Origin of the sequence: Pseudomonas sp. GW456-12-10-14-LB2, assembly GCF_002884345.1 — a bacterium.
GTDB classification, from domain to species: Bacteria; Pseudomonadota; Gammaproteobacteria; order Pseudomonadales; family Pseudomonadaceae; genus Aquipseudomonas; species Aquipseudomonas paraglycinae.
The window spans coordinates 93,293-117,607 of record NZ_POHV01000011.1 but is presented as its reverse complement, the minus strand read 5'-3'; the positions used below and the strand labels follow the sequence as shown (position 1 = coordinate 117,607).

Genomic DNA, 24,315 nt, shown 5'->3' with positions numbered 1-24,315 from the left:
CGACGCGGGAGACTTTCATGGCCTATCAGTTCGATTTCTTGCCGGTGGTGGAAAACACCGACCTGCTGTTGCGCGGGGCGTTGTTTACCCTTGAGCTGACGGCCATCGGCGCGCTGCTCGGGGTTGGCGTGGGCATCGTCGGGGCGCTGGTGCGGGCGTGGAACATCCACCCGTTCTCGACGATCTTCGGCGTTTATGTGGAGTTGATCCGCAACACGCCATTTCTGGTGCAACTGTTCTTCATCTTCTTCGGCCTGCCGTCCCTCGGCGTGCAGATTTCCGAGTGGCAGGCGGCAGTGCTGGCGATGGTGATCAACCTCGGTGCGTATTCGACCGAGATCATCCGCGCCGGCATCCAGGCGATTCCGCGTGGGCAGCTGGAAGCTGCGGCGGCATTGGCGATGAGCCGTTTCGAAGCGTTCCGCCACGTGGTGCTGCTGCCGGCACTGGGCAAAGTGTGGCCGGCTCTGAGCAGCCAGATCATCATCGTCATGCTCGGGTCGGCGGTGTGTTCGCAGATCGCCACCGAAGAGTTGAGCTTCGCCGCCAACTTCATTCAGTCGCGCAACTTCCGCGCCTTTGAAACCTACGCCCTGACCACCCTCATTTATCTGTGCATGGCGCTGCTGATCCGTCAGCTGTTGAACTGGCTCGGTCGGCGCTACCTGTCGAAAAGCAGCGCAAGGAGCAGCCAATGAGCGACTTCACGTTCTGGGACATCCTGCGCAACCTGTTGACCGGCCTGCAATGGACGCTGGCGCTGTCGCTGGTGGCATTCATCGGCGGCGGGATCGTCGGATTGCTGATCCTGATCATGCGCATCTCGAAGAACCCGCTGCCCAGCAGCATCGCCCGCACCTGGATCGAACTGTTTCAGGGCACGCCGCTGTTGATGCAGTTGTTTCTGGTGTTCTTCGGCGTGGCGCTGGCCGGGGTGGAGATTTCGCCGTGGATGGCGGCGGCGATTGCCCTGACGCTATTCACCAGCGCCTATCTGGCGGAGATCTGGCGCGGCTGCGTCGAGGCGATTCCCAATGGTCAGTGGGAAGCTTCGTCGAGCCTGGCGCTGAATCCGCTGGAGCAACTGCGCTACGTGATCCTGCCGCAAGCGCTGCGGATTGCCGTGGCGCCGACCGTGGGTTTCTCGGTGCAAGTAGTCAAGGGCACCGCCGTGACCTCGATCATCGGCTTCACCGAGCTGACCAAGACCGGCGGCATGCTCGCCAACGCCACTTTCGAACCGTTCATGGTCTACGGCCTCGTTGCCCTTGGCTACTTCCTGCTCTGCTACCCCTTGTCCCTCAGTGCGCGCTATCTGGAAAGGAGACTGCATGCCTCTGCTTAGAATTTCCGCCCTGCATAAATACTACGGCGATCACCACGTGCTCAAAGGCATCGACCTGAGCGTCGAGGAAGGCCAGGTGGTGGCGATCATCGGCCGCAGCGGCTCGGGCAAGTCCACCCTGCTGCGCACCCTCAACGGTCTGGAGTCGATCAACGACGGCGTGATCGAAGTCGATGGCGAATACCTCGACGCCGCCCGCGCCGATCTGCGCAGCCTGCGGCAGAAAGTCGGGATGGTGTTTCAACAGTTCAACCTGTTTCCGCACCTGACGGTGGGCGAAAACGTGATGCTCGCGCCGCAAGTGGTGCAGAAAGTGCCCAAGGCCAAGGCGCAGGAACTGGCGCGGCAGATGCTGGAGCGCGTCGGTCTGGGCGAGAAATTCGATGCGTTCCCGGAACGCCTCTCGGGCGGCCAGCAGCAACGGGTGGCGATTGCCCGGGCGCTGGCGATGTCGCCCAAGGTGCTGCTGTGCGACGAGATCACCTCGGCGCTGGACCCGGAGCTGGTCAACGAAGTGCTCAGCGTGGTCCGCCAGCTTGCGAAAGAAGGCATGACATTGATCATGGTCACCCACGAAATGCGCTTCGCCCGGGAGGTCGGGGACAAACTGGTGTTCATGCACCAGGGCAAGGTGCACGAGGTGGGGGATCCGAAAGTGCTGTTTGCCGATCCGCAGACTCCGGAGCTGGCGAATTTTATTGGCAGCGTCGAAGCGACAGCCTGAAGGATTTTCAGAGACTTTTCTGGCCTCATCGCGGGCGAGCCCGCTCCCACAGGGTTCTCTAGCGGGATACGGTTTTGTGTTCGACACAAAACCTGTGGGAGCGGGCTTGCCCGCGAATGGCCGCGCCGCGGTCTTGAGACTTTATGCGCTGAATCAAGGGTTTGAACCATGCGCGTTGGCGGCAGCGTTTGATCGTGGCACGATGTCGGGGTTATCGACCGAGACCCCCACACCATGCCGCAATCCCAAGCCAAGAATCTGTCCCTGATCGCCGCGATCGACCTGGGCTCCAACAGCTTCCATATGGTCGTGGCCAAGGCCCAGAACGGCGAAATCCGTATTCTCGAACGGCTCGGTGAAAAGGTTCAGCTGGCCGCCGGCATCGACGATGAGCGTCAGCTCAACGAAGAATCCATGCAGCGCGGCCTCGACTGTCTCAAGCGCTTTGCTCAACTGATCAACGGCATGCCACTGGGCGCCGTGAGGATCGTCGGCACCAACGCCCTGCGCGAGGCGCGCAACCGTGGCGAATTCATCCGCCGCGCCGAAGAAATCCTCGGCCATCCGGTGGAAGTCATCTCCGGCCGTGAAGAGGCCCGCCTGATCTACCTTGGCGTGTCCCACACCCTCGCCGACACCCCGGGCAAACGCCTGGTCGCCGACATCGGCGGCGGCAGTACCGAATTCATCATCGGCCAGCGTTTCGAACCGCTGCTGCGCGAAAGCCTGCAAATGGGCTGCGTGAGTTTCACCCAGCGCTATTTCAAGGACGGCAAGATTACCCCGGCCCGCTACGCCCAGGCGTACACGGCGGCGCGTCTGGAAATCATGAGCATCGAACACGCCCTGCACCGCCTGACCTGGGATGAGGCCATCGGCTCCTCGGGCACCATCCGCGCCATCGGCCTGGCGCTGAAGGCCGGCGGTCATGGCACCGGCGAAGTGAATGCCGAAGGTCTGGCGTGGCTCAAGCGCCGCCTGTTCAAGCTCGGCGATGTCGACAAGATCGATTTTGAAGGCATCAAACCTGACCGTCGCGCGATCTTCCCGGCGGGTCTGGCGATTCTCGAAGCGATCTTCGACGCCCTCGAACTGCAACGCATGGATCACTGCGAAGGCGCGCTGCGTGAAGGCGTGCTGTATGACCTGCTGGGCCGCCATCACCACGAAGACGTGCGCGAACGCACCCTGACCTCGCTGATGGAGCGCTACCACGTCGACCTCGAACAGGCTGCACGGGTCGAGCGCAAAGCCTTGCACGCGTTTGATCAAGTGGCCGTGGACTGGGAGCTGGACGACGGCATCTGGCGCGAACTGCTGGGCTGGGCGGCGAAAGTGCACGAAGTCGGGCTCGACATCGCTCACTATCACTACCATAAACACGGCGCTTACCTGATCGAGCACTCGGACCTCGCCGGGTTCTCCCGCGAAGATCAGCAAATGCTCGCCCTGCTGGTGCGTGGCCACCGCCGCAACATCCCCAAGGACAAGTTTGCCGAGTTCGGCGACGACGGCGACAAGCTGATCCGCCTGTGCGTGCTGCTGCGTTTCGCCATCCTGTTCCACCACATCCGTGGTACCCAGGCGATGCCGCAAGTGGCGTTGCATGCCAACGGCAACAACCTCGACGTGGAATTCCCGGAGAACTGGCTGGATGAGAATCAGCTGACTCAGGCGGATTTCGGGCTTGAGGCGGAGTGGCTGACGCGGGTGGGGGTTGTTCTGACCGTGCATTGAGTAACGGGCAGGCACAAAAAAGGCGATCCGGATGGATCGCCTTTTTTATGGCGTTGAAACCTGCGGTCAGCTGCTCACCGGCAGAATCGGGCTGCCCAACCGCTCCAGCAGCGTCGCCTGCGCACTGCGCGGGTTCTGGTTGCCGGTCGGCGTGTTGCGGATGTAGCGGCCGTCCGATTGCAGGCTCCAGCTGTGGGTGTTGTCGGTCAGGTACAGCTCCAGCTCTTTCTTGACCCGGGTCAGCAGCTTCTTGCCTTCCACCGGGAAGCAGGTCTCGACGCGCTTGTCGAGGTTGCGCTCCATCCAGTCGGCGCTGGACAGGAACATCTGCTCCTCGCCGCCGTTCAGGAAGTAGAACACCCGGGTGTGCTCAAGGAAGCGACCGATGATCGAGCGCACGTGAATGTTGTGCGAAACCCCGGCGATGCCCGGACGCAGACAGCACATGCCGCGCACCACCAGATCGATGCGCACGCCGGACTGGCTGGCCTTGTACAGCGCGCGGATGATCTTCGGATCGGTCAGCGAGTTGAACTTGGCGATGATGTGCGCCGGCTTGCCGTCGAGCGCGAATTGCGTCTCGCGCAGGATCATGTCGAGCATGCCCTTCTTCAGGGTGAACGGCGCATGCAGCAGCTTCTTCATGCGCAACGTTTTACCCATGCCGATCAACTGGCTGAACAGTTTGCCGACGTCTTCGCACAAAGCGTCGTCGGAAGTCAGCAGGCTGTAGTCGGTGTACAGACGGGCGTTGCCGGCGTGGTAGTTACCGGTGCCGAGGTGCGCGTAACGCACGATCTCGCCGGCCTCGCGGCGCAGGATCAGCATCATCTTGGCGTGGGTCTTGAAGCCGACCACGCCGTAAATCACCACCGCGCCCGCCGCTTGCAGACGGCTGGCCAGTTGCAGGTTGGACTCTTCGTCGAAGCGCGCACGCAGCTCGATGACCGCCGTCACTTCCTTGCCGTTACGCGCGGCGTCCACCAGCGCATCGACGATTTCCGAGTTGGCGCCGGAACGGTACAGGGTCTGGCGCACGGCCAGAACGTGCGGGTCTTTCGCGGCCTGACGCAGCAGGTCGACCACCGGGGTGAACGACTCGAACGGGTGCAGCAGCAGGATGTCCTGCTTGCTGATCACGCTGAAAATGTTTTCGCTGTTTTGCAGCAGTTTCGGAATCTGCGGCGTGAACGGCGTGTATTGCAGCTCCGGATGGCTGTCCAGACCGGTGATGCTGAACAGACGCGTCAGGTTCACCGGGCCGTTGACCTGATACAGCTCGGTCTCGCTCAGGTTGAACTGTTTGAGCAGGTAATCCGACAGGTGTTTCGGACAGGTGTCGGCGACTTCCAGGCGCACGGCGTCACCGTAACGACGGGAGAACAACTCGCCACGCAGGGCGCGGGCCAGGTCTTCGACGTCTTCGGAGTCGAGCGCAAGGTCGGCGTTCCGGGTCAGACGAAACTGGTAGCAGCCCTTCACCTTCATGCCCTGGAACAGGTCATCGGCGTGGGCGTGGATCATCGACGACAGGAACACATAGTTGTCGCCAGGGCCGCCGACTTCTTCCGGCACCTTGATGATCCGCGGCAGCAGACGCGGCGCCGGGATGATCGCCAGACCGGAATCGCGGCCGAAGGCGTCGATACCTTCGAGCTCGACGATGAAGTTCAGGCTCTTGTTCACCAGCAACGGGAACGGGTGCGTCGGGTCGAGGCCGATCGGGGTGATGATCGGTGCGATCTCGTCGCGGAAATAGCGGCGCACCCAGGTCTTGAGCTTGGTCGTCCAGTTACGGCGACGGATGAAGCGCACCTGATGCTTTTCCAGCTCCGGCAGCAGGATGTCGTTGAGGATTGCGTACTGACGGTCTACGTGACCGTGCACCAGCTCGCTGATGCGGGCCAGGGCCTGATGCGGTTGCAGGCCGTCGGCGCCGGCCTGTTCACGGGCGAAGGTGATTTGTTTCTTGAGGCCGGCGACGCGGATTTCGAAGAATTCGTCGAGGTTGCTGGAGAAGATCAGCAGGAACTTCAGCCGCTCCAGCAACGGGTAGGACTCGTCCAGCGCCTGTTCCAGCACGCGGATGTTGAACTGCAGTTGCGACAACTCACGGTGGATGTACAGGCTGCTGTCATCCAGGCCGGGAATCGCGATCGCCGGAACCGCCGTGGCAGGCTCGGTTGCCGGCGCGGGTGGCGCAGGCTCCAGTTCCGGCGGGGTTTCGGTAATCTGCTCGACCACGGGTTGAGCTTCTTTTACGGCAACTTCAGTGAGTCCTTCGGTATTCATCGAATGTTCCTGGGAGGGCTATTTCTGCTCTCGTAACAATTGAGCGGCACGGACAGCAAAGTAAGTCAGGATGCCATCAGCGCCGGCACGTTTAAAGGCGGTCAGGGATTCGAGGATCACGCCTTCGCTCAACCAGCCATTCTGGATCGCCGCCATGTGCATGGCGTATTCGCCGCTGACCTGATAGACGAAGGTCGGCACTTTGAAGGCATCTTTTACCCGGAACAAAATGTCCAGGTATGGCATGCCGGGTTTGACCATGACCATGTCCGCGCCTTCAGACAAGTCCGCGCCCACTTCGTGCAGCGCTTCGTCGCTGTTGGCCGGGTCCATCTGATAGGAGGCCTTGTTCGCCTTGCCCAGGTTCGCGGCCGAACCCACGGCATCGCGGAACGGGCCGTAATAGGCGCTGGCGTATTTGGCCGAGTAGGCCATGATCCGCACGTTGACGTGACCGGCCAGCTCCAGCGCTTCGCGGATCGCCTGGATGCGGCCGTCCATCATGTCCGACGGGGCAACCACCTGGGCGCCCGCAGCAGCGTGGGACAAGGCTTGTTTGACCAGTGCATCGACGGTGATGTCGTTCTGCACATAGCCTTCTTCATCGAGAATGCCGTCCTGACCGTGGGTGGTGAACGGGTCGAGGGCGACGTCGGTGATCACGCCCAGCTCGGGGAATCGGTCACGCAGGGCACGGGTGGTGCGCTGGGCGATGCCTTCGGGATTCCAGGCTTCAGCGGCATCGAGGGATTTGAGTTCAGGTGGCGTGACCGGGAACAGCGCCAGCGCCGGAATTCCCAGTTCGACCCATTTGGCGGCTTCTTCAAGCAGCAGGTCGATGGTCAGGCGCTCGACACCCGGCATCGAGGCCACGGCTTCGCGGCGGTTTTCACCGTCGAGCACGAACACCGGCAGGATCAGGTCATCGACCGTCAACACATTCTCACGCACCAGCCGCCGGGAAAAATCATCACGGCGATTACGACGCAGGCGGGTGGCAGGGAACAGACGGTTGGCTGGGGTAAAGCTCACGGCAGACTCCTGAGCCCGTGCTAACGGGCGAGCGTGACAGTTATAGATGGCCATTATGACCAACGTATGACAGTTATGTGCACCCCTGCGACAGGTAGTCGCTTTCCATTGTCCGTGTAGGAAATGTTCACGTCGAGACACATTTCGACACTTTCCTGAATGTGTCCGAAGGGTTAGGCTGCGCGTTCATTTCGCCAGCACCCAGACAATGCTCCAACAATTTCTGCATGACTTCGGCTACTTTGCCCTGTTTCTCGGGACGTTTTTCGAAGGCGAAACCATCCTGGTGCTCGCGGGCTTCCTCGCGTTCCGTGAATACATGGACATCAAACTGGTGGTGGTCGTGGCGTTCTTCGGCAGCTATGCCGGCGATCAGCTGTGGTACTTCCTGGGCCGCAAGCACGGGCGCAAGTTGCTGGCGCGCAAACCGCGCTGGCAGATGATGGGCGACCGCGCGCTGGAACACATCCGCAAGCACCCGGACATCTGGGTCCTGAGCTTTCGCTTCGTGTACGGCCTGCGCACGGTGATGCCGGTGGCGATCGGCCTGTCGGGCTATCCGCCGGGACGTTATCTGCTGCTCAACGGTATCGGCGCTGCGATCTGGGCCACCGCCCTGGCCGCTGCCGCCTACCACTTCGGCGCCGTGCTCGAAGGCATGCTCGGCAGCATCAAGAAGTATGAGTTGTGGGTACTGGGCGCGCTGCTGGTGCTTGGCCTGGGCCTGTGGCTGCGCCGCCGGTTCAAGAATGCCCGGCTGGCGAAAAAGGTCTACGAAGAAGAACAGGCCGAGCAATTGGCCAAGGCCGAACGGCACAAAGCCGAAATGGCCAAGACCGCTGACCCTAAGACGCCAGCCGAGTAAGTCGCTGGCGGCAGCAATACAGCCCGATACCGCTGAGCAGGCTGTAACTGAGCAGGCCGACCCACATTCCCGGGCTGGCCGGCCAGAGTCCGACCAGCGGCGCCAGCCACACCAGCGGCAGATTCGAGGCCAGCCGCAGCACTTCCAGCCTCCCCGCCCACGGGCGATTCTCAAGGGCCACGCCCAACACGAACAAACCGAAGGCCACCGCGCCCCAGCCGAGCAGCAATGCTCCGGTGGGCAGGCTGTGTTCCAGATTCATCAGATAACTGCCCAGCGCGACATAGACGCCGAACTGCAACCCCACGTACCACTGCTGACGGCTGTCCAGCGGCACTTCGAATTTGCGGAACTGACTCAGGTCCGGCTTGCTCATCGGGTACTTCGCCGCGACGTCCGCCGGACGCCAGCCGGTGCGCATGAACCAGATCCGGATCTTGTCCCAGGTGCGCTCGGCCCGGCGCGCGTCATCCCATAGCTGCACGTAGAACTGCAGGTTGGCCCATAACGGATTCCAGCTCGCCAGCGGCGTGGTCACGCCGAAAATCACCGGTTCGTTGTCATCCTCTTCCTGAAACGAGCCGAACAGACGGTCCCAAATAATGAACACCCCGCCGTAGTTGCGATCCATGTAGAGAGCGTTCTGTGCATGGTGGGCCCGATGATTGGATGGCGTGACGAAGCACCACTCGAACCAGCCGAGCTTGGGAATGTGCCGGGTGTGGACCCAGAACTGATACAGCAGATTCAGCGCCGCAACGCTGACAAACACCAGCAACGGCACCCCGAGCACGGCCATCGGCAGGTAGAAGATCCAGCCCAGCAGAAACCCGGTGCTGGTCTGGCGCAAGGCTGTGGAAAGGTTGTAGTCCTCGCTTTGGTGATGCACCGAATGTGCGGCCCAGAGGATGTTGCGTTCATGGCCCATGCGATGCAGCCAGTAATAGCAGAAGTCATAGAAGACAAAGGCAAACACCCAGACCCAGACGCTGTCCGCAGGCAACCTGACCAGCGCCAGATGCTCCAGGGCAAACGCATAGGTCACCAGGCCCACGCCCTTGGTCAACAGGCCGGTGGTGGTCGACAACACCCCGGTGCTGATGCTGCTCACCGCATCGGCCAGGCGATAGTTGCTCACCCCGCGCCAACGGTCGGCGATGAGCTCCACCGCAATCAACACGAAGAAAAACGGTACCGCATACAGGATGAAGTTCATGACGCGCCCTGGTCGGAATCTGTAGCACAGATCCTAGGTGTAGCCGCGGCTTGATCCTATGGCAACGAACGACAAATTAGAGGACATTTAGCGCCATGAATCTGGAGAGAAACCCATGAGCAAAAAAGTTGCAGTGATCCTGTCCGGTTGCGGCGTGTACGACGGCGCCGAGATCTACGAAAGCGTCATTACCCTGTTACGCCTTGACCAGCGCGGCGCACAGGTGCAGTGCTTCGCCCCGAACATCGCGCAATTGCATGTGATCAACCACCTGACCGGTGAAGAAATGCCCGAATCGCGCAACGTGCTGGTGGAATCGGCACGCATCGCCCGGGGTAACGTCAAGGATCTGCGTGAGGCCGATGTCGAGGACTTCGATGCGCTGATCGTGCCAGGCGGTTTCGGTGCGGCGAAGAATCTGTCGAACTTCGCCATCGAAGGCGCCGGCTGCACCGTACAGCCGCAAGTGCTGGCGCTGGCCGAAGCCTTTGCCGAAGCGGGCAAGCCTGTTGGCCTGATCTGCATCTCGCCGGCACTGGCCGCGAAGATCTACGGCCCGGGCGTGACCTGCACCATCGGCAACGATGCCGACACGGCCGCCGCCATGAACAAGATGGGCGCCACCCATGAAGACTGCGCGGTGACCGATATCGTCGAAGACAAGGCGCGCAGACTGGTGACCACCCCGGCGTACATGCTGGCGCAGTCGATCAGCGAGGCGGCTTCGGGGATCAACAAGCTGGTGGATCGGGTGCTTGAGCTGACCCACGAAAACGACGCCTGACCGGCGATAGCGATCGTTCCCAGGCTCCGCGTGGGAATGCAGCCTTGGACGCTCCGCGTCTGCCTTGCATCGGTGGTGAGGCTGGGACGCGGAGCGTCCCGAGAGGCATTCCCAGGCAGAGCTTGGGAACGATCAATCAACTCAGGATTGGCGCGCCAGCCGTGTCAGGATCCGGTCCAGCGCATTGGCGAACGCCTGCTTCTCGCGGTCACCGAACGGTGCCGGGCCGCCAGTGACCTGGCCCTGTTCACGCAGGTCGGTGAACAGGTTGCGTGTCGCCAGCCGCTCACCCATGTTTTGCGCGTCGAACTCCTTGCCTCGCGGGTCCAGCGCCGCCACGCCCTTCTTCACCAGCCGGTCGGCCAGCGGGATGTCACTGCAGATCACCAGTTCACCCGGCACCGCGTGTTCCACCAGATAATCATCCGCCGCATCCGGGCCGCTCGGCACCACGATCAGCTTGACGATCGCCAGCGCCGGTTTGCTCTGCGGCTGCCCCGCCACCAGCACCACTTCGAAGCGACGCTTGAGGGCGAACTTGACCACCAGCTCCTTGGCCATCTTCGGGCAGGCGTCGGCATCGATCCATACGCGCATCATCTCAAGCCGCCATGCGGCGCTTTTCAGCCACCCAACTGCGACCGTACAGCACGATAATCGCCGCAATCGCCACGGCCTGCGCCGTCAGCGAATAGGCATCGGCATGAATGCCCAGCCAGTCGAAATCGAAGAACGCCACCGGCCGGGTGCCGAAGATCCCGGCTTCCTGCAACGCCTTCACGCCGTGGCCGGCGAATACCACCGACAACGCACAGAGCAGCGCCGCGTTGATGCTGAAGAACAGCCCCAGCGGCAGTTTCGCCGAGCCGCGCAGAATCACCCACGCCAGACCGAACAGCAGCACCAGCGCCGTCGCGCCGCCGGCGAGTACCGCGTTATGCCCGGCAGGGCCGGCCTGCAGCCAAAGGGTTTCGTAGAACAGGATCACTTCGAACAGTTCGCGGTACACCGAGAAGAACGCCAGGATCGCGAAACCGAAACGCCCGCCTCCGCCAACCAGGCTCTGCTTGATGTAATCCTGCCAGGCCGCCGCGTGCCGACGGTCGTGCATCCACACCCCGAGCCACAACACCATGACGCTGGCGAACAGCGCCGTGGCGCCTTCGAGCAGTTCACGCTGGGAGCCGCTGACATCGATCACATACGCCGCCAGTGCCCAGGTGCCGAGGCCGGCGAGCAGCGCCAGCCCCCAGCCGACGTTGACGCTGCGCACCGCCGATTGCTGGCCGGTGTTGCGCAGGAACGCGAGGATCGCCGCCAGCACCAGTATCGCTTCCAGACCTTCGCGCAGCAGAATCAGCAGTCCGGAGATGTAGCTCAGCGACCAGCTCAGACCATCGCTTCCCAACAGGCCGGCGGATTCCTTGAGTTTGGCCTTGGCCGCGTCCAGACGCTGCTCGGCCTGTTCCACCGGCAAGCCGTCCTGCAGCGATTGCCGATAGGCCATCAGGGATTTTTCGGTGTCCTTGCGCACGTTGGCGTCGACGTTGTCCAGCGAGCTTTCGACCAGTTCGAAGCCTTCCAGATACGCCGCCACCGACAGGTCATAGGCCTGATCGTGCTCACCGGCGCGGTACGCCGCCAGGCTCTTGTCCAGCGTCGCGGCGGTGTAGTCGAGCAACTGCGCCGGGCCGCGCTTGACCTGCGGCGGCTGCGCCCGTTGTACACGGAAGATCGCGGCGGCTTCAGCGCCTTCGGCAGCCTGCACTTCGGCCGGGGTCTGGCGGGCCAGGTCGGCGATATTGTAGGTCTTGTCGGATTTGGCCGTGGCCGGATCGGCGCTGAACTGTGCGATGTAGGTCGCCAGGTCCCAACGCTGACGGTCATCCAGTTGATCGGCGAACGCCGGCATGTCAGTGCCTTCGACGCCCTGGCCGAGGGTGCTGTAGATCGCGTACAGGCTCAGGTGATCCATCCGCGCAGCGTCGCGCAGATTGGCCGGCGCCGGCGTCATGCCGAGACCCGCCGGGCCGTCGCCGGCACCGGTGTCGCCGTGACACACCGAGCAGTTTTGCGCGTAGAGCGGCGCACCACGGGTCGGATCAGGGGTGATGATCGGGGCCTGGCTGACTTCATAAGCCACCGCCAGTTTCGCCCCCAGTTGCCGGGCCTGACGGGCGACGTCCGCGCCGTCCTGTTTCGCCGAGATCGCGGCGTGCAAGGCGGTGACGCCCTGTTCGAGAGCCGCTTTCTCAGGCTTGGCAGGCAGGCCGGCGATCAGCCCTTGCAGCACCTGGGTGAACTCCAGCTGCTCGCGGTATTCGCCGTCGTCGATGACCTTGCCTGCCTGTACCGTCGGCGGGTAATCGGCGCTGATGTAATCGAGCAGGTGCAGCGCTTGCGGCGCGCCTTCCACGGTGTCGGCCAGCAGATTGAAGCTGCTCAGGGCGCACAACGGGAACACCAGCCAGGCCAGAAATCGGGACGCGGCAGTCATGAATGAGTCTCAAGTGGAAATGCGAAGTTACATATTGTTCACGTCGAGCGCGTTTCCCTCAAGCTTTCTTGGCGGCCCGACGGCTTTTAGCGCAAGGGTGCACTCGCCTTGCGGTAGTGTTCGGCCATGAATTCGACGAACACCTGCACCTTCAGCGCCACATGCCGGGCGTGAGGATAGAGCGCGTAGTAATGCCGCTGACCGAGGCTGTAGTTGGGCAGGATCTGCACCAGCCGGCCACGCAACAGATCGTCCTGCACCGTGGCCCGGGTGAACGCGGCAATCCCCACACCGGCCAGCGCCGCCGCATGCAGCGAGCTGATCGAGTCCGCCTTGAACCGCCCCTGAGCCCGCACCGCTGTCGTCAGCCCGCGCGCATCGGTCAGCGACCAGTCGCCACCGCCGGCGAACGCGAGCAATTGATGTTCGGCCAGCTCACTGACCTGGCGCACCAGACCGTGTCGCGCGACGTAGGTCGGCGAGGCCACCAGCACCAGCTCGGATACCGTCAGCAGACGCGCCACCAAGGATGAATCCGCCAGCGGCCCGCAGATGCGCAGCGCGACATCGAAGCCTTCGGCGATCAGGTCGACAAAACGGTCATCGCAGGACAGATCGACCTCAACCTCCGGATATCGCTGCTGAAACGCCGGCAACCAGCACGCCAGCTCCAGCGTGCCGATCACCACCGGCGCGCTGATGCGCAAAAGCCCACTGGGTGTCTCACGGGCCTGCCCGACCGCCAGTGCGGCCTGATCGAGGCGATCGAGAATGTCCACGCACGCGGCGTAATACTGCTGCCCGGCCGTGGTCAGGCTGAAGCGCCGGGTGTTGCGGTTGATCAGGCGCGTGCCGAGCTCCGCCTCCAGTTGCTGGAGCTGGCGGGAGATCGTCGAATGCGTGGTGTCGAGCCGCTCGGCGGCGGCAGTGAAGCCGCGACACTCGACGATGCAACGGAACGCGCGCATGGCCAACAGCTGATTCATCGAAGCCCTCAGTCGAGTGGCAGGCGAACGATCTGCTGCGTGGTCATGACGTCACCGAAGGTGTCTTCGATTTCGGCCAGCGCCGCGCGGTGCAGGCTGTCCTTGTCGACGGTGTCGCCGTTGACGCGGGTGATCGCCCGGGTCGCCGAAGCATCGGATGCTACCACGACCTGATAGCCCAACGGCGCAGCGTCCCGGGCACCGCCGGCAACGCAGGCGTGGGTCATCAGCCCGGCGAAAATCACGGTCTTGATGCCGGCCTGCTTGAGCTGCCGATCGAGGTCGGTGCTGGCGAACACGCTGACCGTTGTCTTTTGCAGCACGTGATCCTGCGCCCTCGGCTGCATCAGCGGATGAAACTTCACGGTCTCGCCGCCCTGTGCGAACACTGGCGAACCGGCGGGCGCGACGTGCTGGACCTGGAACACTGGAATCTTCGCCTGATCGGCAAAGCGGATCAGCTCACGGGCCTTGTTCATGGCTGCGATGCCGTCGGGAATCGGCAGACGCCCGCTGAAGTACTCGTTCTGGAAATCGATCACCACCAGCGCGGTGGTCTTCGGGTCGAGGCGTTCGATCGGCGCCGCGCCGGATATTGCACGAAGGGTTGGATGAGCATCCGGTGCAGTACTGGCCATCGCACTGCTGACCGCAGCGAGACCAAGACTGGCGAACAGGATTCTGAAAACTGAGCTGCAGCGATACGTTTGCGAGAGAGTCATGACGCGGTTCCTGTAGAGAGGCGTATAAGTCGGGCCAAGTCTAGAAATCCGCAAACGGCCTGACCACGGCAGTATTGGCACATGATCTGTGCAACTTTTGCACAGACCATGTCAAAAAATCTGCCCGGCAATTAGCCATCATCTCCCACTATAATGCGCCACTTCAGCCGCCCTTCTGTTCAAGGAAGAACCCCTCGCCATGCGCCATTGCCTGCTGTTTTCCCTGTTGTTCAGCATCGTCTTGCAGTTGAGCGGTTGCGGGGCCTACCGCAATTACGACCTGGAACTGCAACAGACCACCGATCAGTTGAAAGCGGGCGACACCAACGGTGCGCTGGCCCTGATCGAGGCGCATAACCCGGATGAAGAAAAAGACCTGCTGTATTACTTCGAGAAAGGCGCGGTACTCAGCGCTGCCGGGGAGTTGCCGCAAAGTCAGGTCGCCTGGCGCAGCGCCGAACAGATGGTGATCCAGCGTCAGGACACCATAGAAACCGCCGGCGACAAGTTGCTGTCCGCCCTGGGCAATCAATGGGGCAGCATCATCAACGACAAGATTCGTCGCTACGATGGTTACGACTATGAAAAGGTCATGCTGACCACGCAAATGGCCCTGAATCAGTTGGCCGTGAATGACTTCGACGGTGCCCGTGCGGACATCAAGAAAACCCACGAACGCGAAACAATGATCGCCCGGCAACGGGAGCTGGAATACGAGCGCATTGAAAACGCCGCCAAGGCCCAAGGCGCGCGTGTGCATTACAAGGATCTGCAAGGTTACCCGGTGGTCATGCTGGACTCGCCGGCGGTCATCGCTCTGAAGAACGGCTATCAAAGTGCGTTCAGCCACTATCTGGCCGGCTTCACTTATGAAGCCCTGGGTGAAAAGGATCTGGCCGCACCCGGTTACCGTCAGGCCATAGAACTGCGTCCTGACATGCCGTTCTTCCAACAGGCATTGCATGACCTCGACAGCCCCGGGCTCAAGGCGGGCGAAAGCGATGTGCTGATCATCGTGCAAAGCGGGCTGGCGCCGGCTCGCAGTTCGGTGCGAGTGCCGTATCCGGTGAAGCTTGAGGACGGTCAGGTGATCGTGGCCAATGTGTCGTTTCCGGTGATGGTGCCCGACACGTCCACCCCACACTTCGATCAGATCAGCCTCGACGGTCGTCCAAAGAAGCTGATCACGGTCAACAACATTACCGACATGTCCTTGCGCACTCTGCGTGACGACATGCCCGGGATCATCCAGCGCACCACGTATCGCGCGTTCCTGGCGGCAGACGTCCAGGGCACCGACAATCGGCGCAACCCGGCCAAGGCGTCCTATGTGACCCATTACGATGGATTCGAGCACGCAGACACCCGCACCTGGCGCACCCTGCCCAACCTCACCCAGGTACTGCGCCTACGGCTGAAGAAAGGCGAGCACATGATCAATCTGCCTACCGCACCCGGTGTCGCACCGCTTAAAATCCGCATCGATCAGGATCGTCAGATCATCGGCCTGCGCGCCCTGGGCGACAGAATCTATGCCAACGGCAGCGCTTTCCAGGCCTCCACATCGCCGGAAAGCCGCGTGGTATCCGGCCTGAAATAAGTAATGGCACCTTACCAACCGGTGCAATTAAAAAGCTATTACATAGCCAGCACCGCCCGCTTATAATGCCGCGCCCGCGCTATCGCGTTGCGGCATTAAAGCTCCTCTTGTTATGAGGAATTGGCAGGAGGCCAGCGCCACTGTCGATCGGTCCCAGCAGCCCGACCCGCACCCGAGGCTGTCGCTACTCATGGAAGAAGTACCCCATGGCATTCCGCGCTCCCACTCTGATCGCGCTCAGCGCTGTCACCCTGCTGTCCGGCTGTTCGGCGTTTCGCAACTACGATTCCGAACTGGCCCAGACCAACCAGCAACTGGCCACCGGCAACGTCGATGCCGCCCTGACCCTGCTGGAAAAGAACAACACCGGCCCGGACAAGGACCTGCTCTATTACTTCGAGAAGGGTGAGCTGCTGCGCGCCAAGGGCGATCTGTCCGGCAGCCAGAATGCCTGGACCAGCGCCGACCAGGTGGTGGGCAAGTGGGAAGATTCGGTCAAGCTCGACACCGACAAGTACCTGGCCCAGTTCGGCAGCTTCCTGGTCAACGACAAGGTGCGCCGCTACGAAGGCTACGACTACGAAAAAGTCATGCTGACCACGCAGATGGCCCTGAACCTGCTGGCGGTCAACGATTTCGACGGCGCCCGTACCGCGATCAAGAAGACGCACGAACGTGAAGCGGTGATCGCCGACCTGCGCGACAAGGAATACCTCAAGAGCGAAGAGGAAGCCGAGAAAGAAGGCATCAAGACCGAATACAAGGACTTGCAGGGCTACCCGGTCGCCAGCCTCGACGCGCCGGAAGTGGTCGGCCTGAAAAACAGCTACCAGAGTGCGTTCAGCCATTACCTGGCCGGTTTCGTTTATGAAGCCCTGGGCGAGAAAGACCTCGCTGCGCCGGGCTATCGCAAGGCTGCCGAACTGCGCCCGAACACGCCGCTGCTGGAGCAGGCGCTGGTCAACCTCGACAAGCCGGTCAAGAGCGACGACAGCGACATCCTGATCGTGGTGCAAAGCGGTCTGGCGCCGGCCCGCGATTCGATCCGCGTGCCGCTGCCGCTGCCAATCTCCAACAACGTAGTGATCACTCCGCTGTCGTTCCCGATCATCAAACCTGACACCTCCACCGCGCCATTCGCGCAGATCGGTGTCGATGGCCAACAGGTCGACCTGACCGCGCTGAACAGCACCACCGCCATGTCCCGCCGCGCCCTGCGCGATGACATGCCGGGGATCATCCTGCGCACCACCGTGCGCGCAATCACCAAAGGTGTGGCCCAGAAGAAGATCAACGAAACCAACCCGCTGGCCGGTCTGGCGGTCGGTATTTCTTCAGCTGTGCTCGAAGGTGCCGATACCCGTACGTGGCGCACCCTGCCGGACACCACTCAAGTGGTACGTCTGCGCTTGAAGAAAGGTGAGCACCAAGTCACTCTGCCGAGCGCCGTCGGTGGCTCTCAGGTCAAGGTGACCGTCGATCAGCGTTATCAGGTGATCACCCTGCGCGCCGTCGGCAATCAGGTGTTCGCCGCAGGCCTCGCCGCCCACGTGACCCCGAGCGCTGGCGCCACCGCCGTGGCCAGCCTCAAACAACCTTAAGAACGGAGTCTTTGCATGCGCTTCAAACTCATCGCCGTCGCCGCCCTCGCCCTGCTGGCGAGCGGTTGCGCCACCCCGCCACCACCGGAGCCGGGCAGTGCCGCGAGCAAGGTCGTGGCCATGGGCCCGCAGAAACACATCGTGGTCGGCGCGATGCGCGTGGCCCGCGAAAACGGCTTCATGACCGTCAACGTGCAGTTGAGCAACACCCTCAACAGCAACAAGACGTTCTACTACCGCTTCGCCTGGCTCGGGCCGGAAGGTTTCCCGATCGCCGAAGAAGAAGTCTGGAAGAGCCAGATGATGTACGGCGCCCAGACCAGCTTCATCCAGGGCATCGCCCCGACGCCGAAAGCCGTGGATTTCCGTCTGGAACTCAAGACGCCTTAAGCCCGACACCCTATTCCCGATTCAGAGAGCATTCCCATGTTTGCACGCTTTTCCTTCATCGCCGTCCTCGCCCTGCTGGCCTCCGGTTGCGCCAACACTTCGCCGACCCTGGGCAGCAAGAACATCAGCTACGGCGACACCAAGGCCGTTGAAACCGTGACCAACGAGTTCGGTTCGACCGACCTGCAGATGATCGCCGAGTCGATGACCCGTTCCCTGGCCCAGTCCGGCATTCTGCAGGGTCGCCCTGTGGTCCAGGTCTACGACGTGAAGAACAAGACCAGCGAATACATCGACACCCGCGAAATCACGACCAGCATCAAGACCCAGCTGATGAAGTCCGGTACCGCCCGTTTCGCCAGCGACAACACCGCGATGCAGAGCCAGGTCGACCAGCTCAAACTGCAAAACCAGAGCGGCCTGTACAAGAAGAGCACCGTGGCCAAGACTGGCAACATGATCGCTGCCAAATACCGTCTTGAAGGTTCGATCAGCTCGATCGTCAAGCGCAGCAGCGACTACAAGGACGTCTTCTACAAATTCAGCCTGCAACTGATCGACGTTGAAAGCGGTCTGGCCGAGTGGATGGACGAGAAAGAGATCCGCAAAACCACGGAGCGTTAATCGATGCGCACATGGATTGGCATGATGGCCCTGGCTTGCGCGTTCAGCGTGCAAGCGGCCCCGAAAGTCGCGGTCACGGATCTGGCGTACCAGGAACGTGTGGAGCAATACATCCACATCGTTTCGTCGAAGAACAACTACCGCGAGGGCTACTACAGCTCCAGCGGTTCTTCGAGCTACGACGAATTCGAAGCCAACACCAGCTACATCGAACAGACCGAACTGCGTAAGTTTACCGGCGACATCAAGGGTGAAATCCTGCGTACCGGCATGTTCCAGCTGGTGCAGGGCACGCCGTACACAGCGTCGTCCAAGGGTGACATCTACGATGTGATCAAGCGGATCAAGGCCGGCAACTTCAAGGGTGCCGACTACGTGCTGTTCGGCACCGTGTCGGACATCGACTTCACTCAGGACATGAACGAGCTGGCGCACACCGACAGCTATTCGGCCGTGCTGGGCCTGACGCTGGTGGCCGACTTCAGCCTGATCAATACCAAGACCTACGAAATCACCTCGGCCTTCACGGCGATGGGTGAAGCGCAGGACACCAAACTGGTGAACCACCGCGACATCAAGATCTCACTCAACCGCCCGCGGGTGGTGCGTGAAGTCTCGAAGGCACTGGGCGAAGACGTGGCCGGACAACTGAGCATGCAGCTCGGTGGTGGCGGTTACGAGCAGCCGCGCGAACCACAGCAGCGCAACAATCTGCCGCGTGATACGGCGCCAGTGATTCTTCACTGACCGATGATCGTTCCCACGTCGAGGCGTCGAACCGTCCGCGTGGGAATGCAGCCCGGGACGCTCTGCGTTCCAGACACAAAAAAAGGCGACCTGAGAAGGTCGCCTTTTTTGTGCCTGTACGCTTTACACGGCGGCTTTGCGCAACGTCGCCATGAACGCCGCGGCGCCAATGAACAGTCCGGCAAACGTGCGGTTCATACGTCGCTGCTGTGTCGGTGTGCGCAACAGGCGCAGCACCTTCGACGCCAGACCGGTGTAGCCGGCCATGACGATCAGGTCGACCGCGATCATGGTCACGCCGATCACCACGTACTGGATCAGCAGCGGCGCATGCGGATTGATGAATTGCGGCAGCACCGCGAGCATGAACACCAGCGCCTTGGGGTTGCTGATGTTCACCAGAAAGCCACGGAACACCAGAGCCAGCGGTTTGCCGATCGGGCGTACCGCTGCGTCATCGCTCATGTCCATAGGTAATGCGCGCCACTGCTTGATCGCGAGATAAACCAGGTAGGCGACACCGAACCATTTGATCGCATGGAACGCGGTGGCGGAAGCCGTAAGGATCGCGCCGACACCGGCGCCGACGATGGCAATCTGCACAGCCAGGCCGATCTGCAGGCCCAGGGCATTCCAGTAGCCGCGCCAGAAACCGTATTGCAGGCCGCTGGACATCGACGCAATGGCGCCGGCACCCGGAGAAAGACTGATCACCCAGCAAGCGGCAAAAAACGCCAGCCATGTTTGAAGCTCCATCGCACACCTCGACTTCGGACTCGTGACAATCCTCAAAGCTAATGCGGATTTGGCTGGATGACTACCGATTTTTTGCAGGATGTTGCGGCCGCCGACCAACGTGGCCGGCGTCCGATCACTTTTCGAAACCGCTGGAAGGGAAGATATCCGTGCCGCGCCAGCGGCGCACCGAGCGCTGGAAGAACAGGCTGTTGGGCACTTGCACCATGGCGCTGCCGGTGCCGAGTTCTTCAGCCTCGATCAACGTGGTGTAGAGCAGATTGATCGCCACCACCCGGCCTTTGACGCCGGGCTTGTCGGTGGTGTCGACCAGTTCGACCACGTCGCCGAGACGGAACGGGCCGACGGTGAAGATCAGAATCGCGCAGAGCAGGTTCGACAGCACGCTCCACATGGCGAAGAACGCCACCGCCGCCACCGCGACGAAGCCCGACAACGCAGTCCACAGCACTGTGGCCGAGACCCCGAGGCGTTCCAGCACGAAGATCAGCGCACTGCCCATGATCAGCCAGCGCAGACCGCCGCGCAGCGGCATCAGCAGCTGCGGCGGAAACGGATACTTCTCGCCCAGGCGGGTCAGGAATCGGGCGACGACGCGCTGGGCGAAGTAGCCGGCCAGCAGGATCAGCAGAATCTGCACGCCGAGCCAGATCGGCTCGACCCACATCGCCGGCAATGGAAGTTTGAAGGCGTCCATCAGGACAACGCCTCCAGCTCCGCCTGCATGCTTTCCAGCGTTTCCAGGGCTTCCATCCACGCTTCTTCAAGTTCGCCTTCGCGGACTTTCAGCTTGGCCTGTTCGGCCAGCAGGTCTCGCAATTCGTTCTTGCGCGCCGGCTCATAGAGGTCGCTGTCGCCAAGGCTGGCATCGACCTTGGCCAGTTTCTCGTGCAGCTTGCCGAGCTCGGCTTCGAGCTTGTCGGCTTCGCGCTTGTGCGGCGCCAGTTGCTGACGCAACGCAGCGGCAGCCTGACGCTGGGCCTTCTTGTCGGTCTTGTCCGGGTTGACCGGTGTGTTGCTGACCGGGGCATTGCGCTGACGGTATTCCACCAGCCAGCGGGCGTAGTCCTCGAGGTCGCCGTCGAACTCTTCGACCTTGCCGTCCGCGACCAGGAAGAAGTTGTCGGTGGTGCTCTTGAGCAGGTGCCGATCGTGGGAAACCACCAGCACCGCGCCGCTGAATTCCTGCAACGCCATGGTCAGCGCCAGGCGCATTTCCAGGTCGAGGTGGTTGGTCGGTTCGTCGAGCAGCAGCAGGTTCGGCCGTTCCCAGGCGATCAACGCCAGGGCCAGACGGGCCTTTTCGCCACCGGAGAAATTCAGCACCGGCTCATCGATGCGCGCGCCACGGAAGTCGAAACCACCAAGGAAATCGCGCAGGGTCTGCTCGCGCTCGGTCGGCGCCAGACGCTGCAAGTGCAGCAACGGACTGGCCTTGGCGTCCAGCGAATCAAGCTGATGCTGGGCGAAGTAACCGACCACGGTGTTCTCACCGCGAGTCAGGCGCCCGGCCAGCGGTTCGAGCTCACCGGCGAGGTTTTTGATCAGGGTCGATTTACCCGCGCCGTTGGGGCCGAGCAAGCCAATCCGCGCGCCGGGGGTCAGTTGCAGCTTGACCTTCTCCAGCACGGTTTTCTCGCCATAACCCAGACGCGCATCGGACAGGTCGATCAGCGGGCTGGAGATCTTGGTCGACTCGCGGAACACGAAGTCGAACGGCGAATCGACGTGGGCCGCCGACAGTTCTTCCATGCGCTCGAGGGCCTTGATCCGGCTCTGGGCCTGACGAGCCTTGGTGGCCTGGGCCTTGAAGCGGGCGATGTAGCTTTCCATGTGCGCACGCTGCGCCTGCTGCTTCTCGTAGGCCTGTTGCTGCTGGGCCAGACGCTCGGCACGGGCGCGTTCGAACGCGGTATAGCCGCCACGGTAGAGCGTCAGCTTGCGCTGATCGACGTGGGCCACGTGATCGACCACCTCATCGAGGAAGTCCCGGTCGTGAGAAATCAGCAGCAAGGTGCCGGGGTAACTTTTCAGCCACTCTTCGAGCCAGATGATGGCGTCGAGATCCAGGTGGTTGGTCGGTTCGTCGAGCAGCAACAGGTCTGATGGGCACATCAAAGCCTGCGCAAGGTTCAGACGCATCCGCCAGCCACCGGAGAAATCTCCTACCTGACGATCCATCTGCTCGTTGGTGAAACCGAGGCCGGCCAGCAATTTGCGCGCACGGGCGTCAGCAGTGTAACCATCGGCGCTGTCGAGTTCGGCGTGCAGGCGGGCCAGCGCGGTGCCGTCGTGGGCCTCTTCGGCTGCCGCGAGCTCACGCTGCACTTCGCGCAGGCGCATATCGCCGTCGAGCACATAGTCGACCGCCAGGCGTTCGAGCGTGTCGACCTCTTGGCGCATGTGGGCGATACGCCAGTCGGCCGGCAACAGGCAGTCGCCCGAGTCCGGGTGCAACTCACCGCGGAGCAAGGCGAACAGGCTGGATTTGCCGGCGCCGTTGGCACCGATGAGGCCGGCTTTGTGGCCGGCGTGCAGGGTCAGCTCGGCGTCTTCTAGCAGACGTTGCGGACCACGCTGTAAAGTCAGGTTCTGAAGTCGGATCATAATGGCGGCGGAGTCTACCAGCTTCCCCCGCAACTGGCGCGAGTAGCACGATGTCCTCTGACCTGTGGAGCTTTGCCCTTGCCGTCTACGCCCGTCCCGGCGTGGAGGATGCCTGCCTGCGCCTGCAATCGGCGGGGGCCAACGTGTGCCTGATGCTGTGCGGTTTATGGCTGGAACAACGCGATGCGACCTGTGACGAGGCGCGTGCCCGGCAGTTGCTGCAACTGACAGAGCCCTGGGACCGGGAAGTGGTCCAGCCGTTACGCGCATTGCGCATGCAGTGGAAAACCCTGGCCGACACCGATCCGGTGCTCAAGGGCATGCGCGAGCAGATCAAGGGATTGGAGCTGGAGGCGGAGCGTGCGCTGCTGTCACGACTGGAAGGCGCCGCGCAAGGCTGGAAGCGTAATTCGAAGGAATCGAGTGACTGGCTGGAAGTGCTGGCCGGCCCTGCGGCCAACCTGAACCGCGACGCGCTGCAAGTGCTGCGCGTCGCCGCGACCGGCGCTTAGGAAGCGCTGGACGGGTTGCTGGCGACGCTCGATACCGGCGCCGGGGATGGCGTGGTTGTGGTGGTCGAGGTAGTGGCGGCGGATGCCGGTGCTGCGGTCGGAGCCGGAGTTGCCGGCGCTGCAGGTTTGGCAGCAGGCGCAGTGGCAGGTTTTGCTGCAGCTGGTTTTGCTGCTGGCTTGGCGGCAGCCGGCTTGGCAGCGGCAGGTTTTTTCACTGCTGGTTTTGCAGCAGGTTTCGCTGCTGGCTTGGCGGCCGGTTTGGCAGCGGCCGCTGGCTTGGCGGCGGTCGTTGCAGGCTTCGCTGCAGCAGCCGGTTTGGCCGCTGGTTTTGCAGCGGGTTTTGCCGCAGGCTTGGCCGCTGGTTTAGCCGCCGCTTTGGCTGCAGGTTTGGCAGCAACCGGCTTGGCAGCGGTTTTCGCCGCAGGCTTGGCAGCAGCAGTTTTAGCGGCTGGTTTAGCGGCGGCTTTAACGGCTGGTTTTGCTGCCGGCTTGGCGGCTGCTTTGGTGGCTGGCTTGGCAGCTGGTTTTGCAGCGGCAGTTCTTGCCGGAGCCGCTTTCGCAGCAGCGGTTTTCGCCGCAGGCTTGGCAGCTGGTTTTGCAGCAGCCGGCTTGGCGGCAGCTGGTTTGGCCGCTGTGGTTTTAGCCGCAGGTTTGGCAGCGCTGGCGGCTGCGGGTTTCTTCGCGGCTGGTTTTGCAGCGACTTTCACTGGCGCCTTGGCAGGCGATTTGGCCGGTGCTTTTGCAGCAGGTTTGGCGGCCGCTTTTTTCGCAGGTGCCGCTGCAGGTTTAGCCGAACGCAGGGACAGCGCCTTGCCGACAGCCTCTTGAACACGACCGACACCCTGGGCCAGTTTCAGGCTTTCCTGGGCATCGCGTTTGAGTTGCAGAATGTAGCTGCGGGTATCGGACTGACGATCCTTCAGCGCATCGAGCAGGTCTTCGAGTTCCTTCACGGCAGCCTTGGCCTTGGTCTGCGCCTTGGCTTTACCGGCTGCTGCTGCGTCCTGCAATTTGGTGCGGGATTTGTGCAGTTTTTCTTGCGCCTTGCCGCGTTGCTTTTCCAGTTTGGCGAGCAGTTTTTCAGCATCAGCCAAGGCTTGGGAGCAAGCGTTTTCCAGATGCTCGAGCAGGCTGCCCGAGAGTTGTTGGAGTAAATGCAACGGAGTGTTTACAGGCTTCTTGGTGGCCGACATGGTTTACCTCCTGGCTGACGTGAGTGCGGCTCATACTAGACCTCTGCTGCTACCGCCGCTAGGGCATGTTGACAGTATCGAAAGC

At 62.1% G+C, this 24,315-nt stretch carries 23 protein-coding genes; 12 read left to right on the top strand and 11 right to left on the bottom strand.

Annotated elements, in window-relative coordinates; translation table 11 throughout:
• Positions 1–17 precede the first annotated feature (17 nt).
• The 4 genes from C1X29_RS09980 (at position 18) to ppx (ending at position 3,806) form a co-directional block, all read left to right on the top strand.
• A complete protein-coding gene (locus tag C1X29_RS09980) occupies positions 18–698 on the top strand; it encodes an amino acid ABC transporter permease (RefSeq protein ID WP_102717337.1) in 681 nt (226 codons plus the stop codon).
• On the top strand, positions 695–1,345 hold the full coding sequence (locus C1X29_RS09975; protein WP_007951832.1) for an amino acid ABC transporter permease: 651 nt from the start codon (positions 695–697) through the stop codon (positions 1,343–1,345). The genes C1X29_RS09980 and C1X29_RS09975 overlap by 4 nt, the downstream gene beginning before the upstream one ends.
• Positions 1,332–2,069 carry an amino acid ABC transporter ATP-binding protein gene (locus C1X29_RS09970; protein WP_102717336.1) on the top strand — a complete coding sequence of 246 codons (738 nt, stop codon included), beginning with the start codon at positions 1,332–1,334 and terminating at the stop codon, positions 2,067–2,069. Before C1X29_RS09975 ends, C1X29_RS09970 begins: the two co-directional genes overlap by 14 nt.
• A 234-nt stretch (positions 2,070–2,303) precedes the next feature.
• Positions 2,304–3,806 (top strand): exopolyphosphatase, encoded by a 1,503-nt coding sequence (ppx, locus tag C1X29_RS09965; protein WP_102685840.1) that lies wholly within the window; start codon positions 2,304–2,306, stop codon positions 3,804–3,806.
• Positions 3,807–3,872: 66 nt separating this feature from the next.
• On the opposite strand, the gene ppk1 is transcribed toward ppx, so the two are convergent.
• Together ppk1 and hemB are read right to left on the bottom strand one after the other, a co-directional pair.
• Positions 3,873–6,098: a polyphosphate kinase 1 gene (gene ppk1 / locus C1X29_RS09960; protein ID WP_085746759.1), complete on the bottom strand. Its 2,226-nt coding sequence runs from the start codon at positions 6,096–6,098 to the stop codon at positions 3,873–3,875.
• A gap of 18 nt (positions 6,099–6,116) precedes the next feature.
• Positions 6,117–7,130, bottom strand: coding sequence for a porphobilinogen synthase (gene hemB / locus C1X29_RS09955; protein ID WP_102717335.1), 1,014 nt, complete (start codon positions 7,128–7,130; stop codon positions 6,117–6,119).
• 208 nt (positions 7,131–7,338) lie between these two features.
• On the opposite strand from hemB, the gene C1X29_RS09950 reads away from it, so the two are divergent.
• The gene (locus C1X29_RS09950; RefSeq protein WP_085746760.1) at positions 7,339–7,995 is read left to right on the top strand and encodes a DedA family protein; all 657 of its coding nucleotides are present in this window, start codon (positions 7,339–7,341) and stop codon (positions 7,993–7,995) included.
• Here C1X29_RS09950 and C1X29_RS09945 read toward each other — a convergent pair.
• Positions 7,976–9,211 carry a sterol desaturase family protein gene (locus C1X29_RS09945; RefSeq protein ID WP_102717334.1) on the bottom strand — a complete coding sequence of 412 codons (1,236 nt, stop codon included), beginning with the start codon at positions 9,209–9,211 and terminating at the stop codon, positions 7,976–7,978. The genes C1X29_RS09950 and C1X29_RS09945 overlap by 20 nt on opposite strands.
• Before the next feature lie 115 nt (positions 9,212–9,326).
• On the opposite strand from C1X29_RS09945, the gene elbB reads away from it, so the two are divergent.
• Entirely contained in the window at positions 9,327–9,995 is a 669-nt protein-coding gene (gene elbB / locus C1X29_RS09940) for an isoprenoid biosynthesis glyoxalase ElbB (protein WP_102717333.1), read from the top strand.
• 141 nt (positions 9,996–10,136) lie between these two features.
• Here elbB and C1X29_RS09935 read toward each other — a convergent pair whose 3' ends face one another.
• From C1X29_RS09935 to C1X29_RS09920, 4 genes are all read right to left on the bottom strand, one after another.
• Positions 10,137–10,592: a YaiI/YqxD family protein gene (locus C1X29_RS09935; protein ID WP_102717355.1), complete on the bottom strand. Its 456-nt coding sequence runs from the start codon at positions 10,590–10,592 to the stop codon at positions 10,137–10,139.
• Positions 10,593–10,596: 4 nt separating this feature from the next.
• Positions 10,597–12,492 (bottom strand): FTR1 family protein, encoded by a 1,896-nt coding sequence (locus C1X29_RS09930; RefSeq protein ID WP_102717332.1) that lies wholly within the window; start codon positions 12,490–12,492, stop codon positions 10,597–10,599.
• Between the two features lie 86 nt (positions 12,493–12,578).
• Complete coding sequence (locus C1X29_RS09925; protein ID WP_102717331.1) at positions 12,579–13,478, bottom strand: LysR family transcriptional regulator; 900 nt, start codon at positions 13,476–13,478, stop codon at positions 12,579–12,581.
• Between the two features lie 8 nt (positions 13,479–13,486).
• Entirely contained in the window at positions 13,487–14,200 is a 714-nt protein-coding gene (locus tag C1X29_RS09920) for a cysteine hydrolase family protein (protein WP_236188245.1), read from the bottom strand.
• A gap of 199 nt (positions 14,201–14,399) precedes the next feature.
• On the opposite strand from C1X29_RS09920, the gene C1X29_RS09915 reads away from it, so the two are divergent.
• The 5 genes from C1X29_RS09915 (at position 14,400) to C1X29_RS09895 (ending at position 19,162) form a co-directional block, all read left to right on the top strand.
• Positions 14,400–15,800 carry a COG3014 family protein gene (locus tag C1X29_RS09915; RefSeq protein WP_102717330.1) on the top strand — a complete coding sequence of 467 codons (1,401 nt, stop codon included), beginning with the start codon at positions 14,400–14,402 and terminating at the stop codon, positions 15,798–15,800.
• A 206-nt stretch (positions 15,801–16,006) separates the two neighbouring features.
• On the top strand, positions 16,007–17,401 hold the full coding sequence (locus C1X29_RS09910) for a COG3014 family protein (RefSeq protein ID WP_007951845.1): 1,395 nt from the start codon (positions 16,007–16,009) through the stop codon (positions 17,399–17,401).
• 15 nt (positions 17,402–17,416) lie between these two features.
• Positions 17,417–17,791 (top strand): YcfL family protein, encoded by a 375-nt coding sequence (locus C1X29_RS09905; protein WP_011336502.1) that lies wholly within the window; start codon positions 17,417–17,419, stop codon positions 17,789–17,791.
• Between the two features lie 36 nt (positions 17,792–17,827).
• Entirely contained in the window at positions 17,828–18,415 is a 588-nt protein-coding gene (gene lpoB / locus C1X29_RS09900) for a penicillin-binding protein activator LpoB (RefSeq protein ID WP_007951848.1), read from the top strand.
• 3 nt (positions 18,416–18,418) lie between these two features.
• A complete protein-coding gene (locus tag C1X29_RS09895) occupies positions 18,419–19,162 on the top strand; it encodes a penicillin-binding protein activator LpoB (protein WP_102685846.1) in 744 nt (247 codons plus the stop codon).
• Between the two features lie 123 nt (positions 19,163–19,285).
• Here C1X29_RS09895 and C1X29_RS09890 read toward each other — a convergent pair whose 3' ends face one another.
• From C1X29_RS09890 to C1X29_RS09880, 3 genes are all read right to left on the bottom strand, one after another.
• Positions 19,286–19,918 (bottom strand): LysE family transporter, encoded by a 633-nt coding sequence (locus C1X29_RS09890; protein ID WP_102685847.1) that lies wholly within the window; start codon positions 19,916–19,918, stop codon positions 19,286–19,288.
• 115 nt (positions 19,919–20,033) lie between these two features.
• Positions 20,034–20,615: a mechanosensitive ion channel family protein gene (locus tag C1X29_RS09885; RefSeq protein WP_007951853.1), complete on the bottom strand. Its 582-nt coding sequence runs from the start codon at positions 20,613–20,615 to the stop codon at positions 20,034–20,036.
• A complete protein-coding gene (locus C1X29_RS09880) occupies positions 20,615–22,525 on the bottom strand; it encodes an ATP-binding cassette domain-containing protein (protein ID WP_102717329.1) in 1,911 nt (636 codons plus the stop codon). Before C1X29_RS09880 ends, C1X29_RS09885 begins: the two co-directional genes overlap by 1 nt.
• A gap of 50 nt (positions 22,526–22,575) precedes the next feature.
• On the opposite strand from C1X29_RS09880, the gene C1X29_RS09875 reads away from it, so the two are divergent.
• Positions 22,576–23,037 (top strand): TIGR02444 family protein, encoded by a 462-nt coding sequence (locus tag C1X29_RS09875; protein WP_102717328.1) that lies wholly within the window; start codon positions 22,576–22,578, stop codon positions 23,035–23,037.
• On the opposite strand, the gene C1X29_RS09870 is transcribed toward C1X29_RS09875, so the two are convergent.
• Entirely contained in the window at positions 23,034–24,230 is a 1,197-nt protein-coding gene (locus C1X29_RS09870; protein WP_102717327.1) for an AlgP family protein, read from the bottom strand. The genes C1X29_RS09875 and C1X29_RS09870 overlap by 4 nt on opposite strands.
• Positions 24,231–24,315: the final 85 nt, after the last annotated feature.

Coding starts and splice junctions, on each gene's coding strand:
- C1X29_RS09880 (WP_102717329.1), bottom strand. CDS start 22,525: ATGATCCGACTTCAGAACCTGACTTTACAGCGTGGTCCGCAACGTCTG.
- elbB (WP_102717333.1), top strand. CDS start 9,327: ATGAGCAAAAAAGTTGCAGTGATCCTGTCCGGTTGCGGCGTGTACGAC.
- C1X29_RS09980 (WP_102717337.1), top strand. CDS start 18: ATGGCCTATCAGTTCGATTTCTTGCCGGTGGTGGAAAACACCGACCTG.
- C1X29_RS09925 (WP_102717331.1), bottom strand. CDS start 13,478: ATGAATCAGCTGTTGGCCATGCGCGCGTTCCGTTGCATCGTCGAGTGT.
- C1X29_RS09905 (WP_011336502.1), top strand. CDS start 17,417: ATGCGCTTCAAACTCATCGCCGTCGCCGCCCTCGCCCTGCTGGCGAGC.
- C1X29_RS09970 (WP_102717336.1), top strand. CDS start 1,332: ATGCCTCTGCTTAGAATTTCCGCCCTGCATAAATACTACGGCGATCAC.
- C1X29_RS09885 (WP_007951853.1), bottom strand. CDS start 20,615: ATGGACGCCTTCAAACTTCCATTGCCGGCGATGTGGGTCGAGCCGATC.
- C1X29_RS09875 (WP_102717328.1), top strand. CDS start 22,576: ATGTCCTCTGACCTGTGGAGCTTTGCCCTTGCCGTCTACGCCCGTCCC.
- C1X29_RS09930 (WP_102717332.1), bottom strand. CDS start 12,492: ATGACTGCCGCGTCCCGATTTCTGGCCTGGCTGGTGTTCCCGTTGTGC.
- C1X29_RS09920 (WP_236188245.1), bottom strand. CDS start 14,200: ATGACTCTCTCGCAAACGTATCGCTGCAGCTCAGTTTTCAGAATCCTG.
- C1X29_RS09975 (WP_007951832.1), top strand. CDS start 695: ATGAGCGACTTCACGTTCTGGGACATCCTGCGCAACCTGTTGACCGGC.
- C1X29_RS09910 (WP_007951845.1), top strand. CDS start 16,007: ATGGCATTCCGCGCTCCCACTCTGATCGCGCTCAGCGCTGTCACCCTG.
- C1X29_RS09950 (WP_085746760.1), top strand. CDS start 7,339: ATGCTCCAACAATTTCTGCATGACTTCGGCTACTTTGCCCTGTTTCTC.
- C1X29_RS09935 (WP_102717355.1), bottom strand. CDS start 10,592: ATGCGCGTATGGATCGATGCCGACGCCTGCCCGAAGATGGCCAAGGAG.
- C1X29_RS09945 (WP_102717334.1), bottom strand. CDS start 9,211: ATGAACTTCATCCTGTATGCGGTACCGTTTTTCTTCGTGTTGATTGCG.
- lpoB (WP_007951848.1), top strand. CDS start 17,828: ATGTTTGCACGCTTTTCCTTCATCGCCGTCCTCGCCCTGCTGGCCTCC.
- C1X29_RS09890 (WP_102685847.1), bottom strand. CDS start 19,918: ATGGAGCTTCAAACATGGCTGGCGTTTTTTGCCGCTTGCTGGGTGATC.
- C1X29_RS09915 (WP_102717330.1), top strand. CDS start 14,400: ATGCGCCATTGCCTGCTGTTTTCCCTGTTGTTCAGCATCGTCTTGCAG.
- C1X29_RS09870 (WP_102717327.1), bottom strand. CDS start 24,230: ATGTCGGCCACCAAGAAGCCTGTAAACACTCCGTTGCATTTACTCCAA.
- C1X29_RS09895 (WP_102685846.1), top strand. CDS start 18,419: ATGCGCACATGGATTGGCATGATGGCCCTGGCTTGCGCGTTCAGCGTG.
- ppk1 (WP_085746759.1), bottom strand. CDS start 6,098: ATGAATACCGAAGGACTCACTGAAGTTGCCGTAAAAGAAGCTCAACCC.
- ppx (WP_102685840.1), top strand. CDS start 2,304: ATGCCGCAATCCCAAGCCAAGAATCTGTCCCTGATCGCCGCGATCGAC.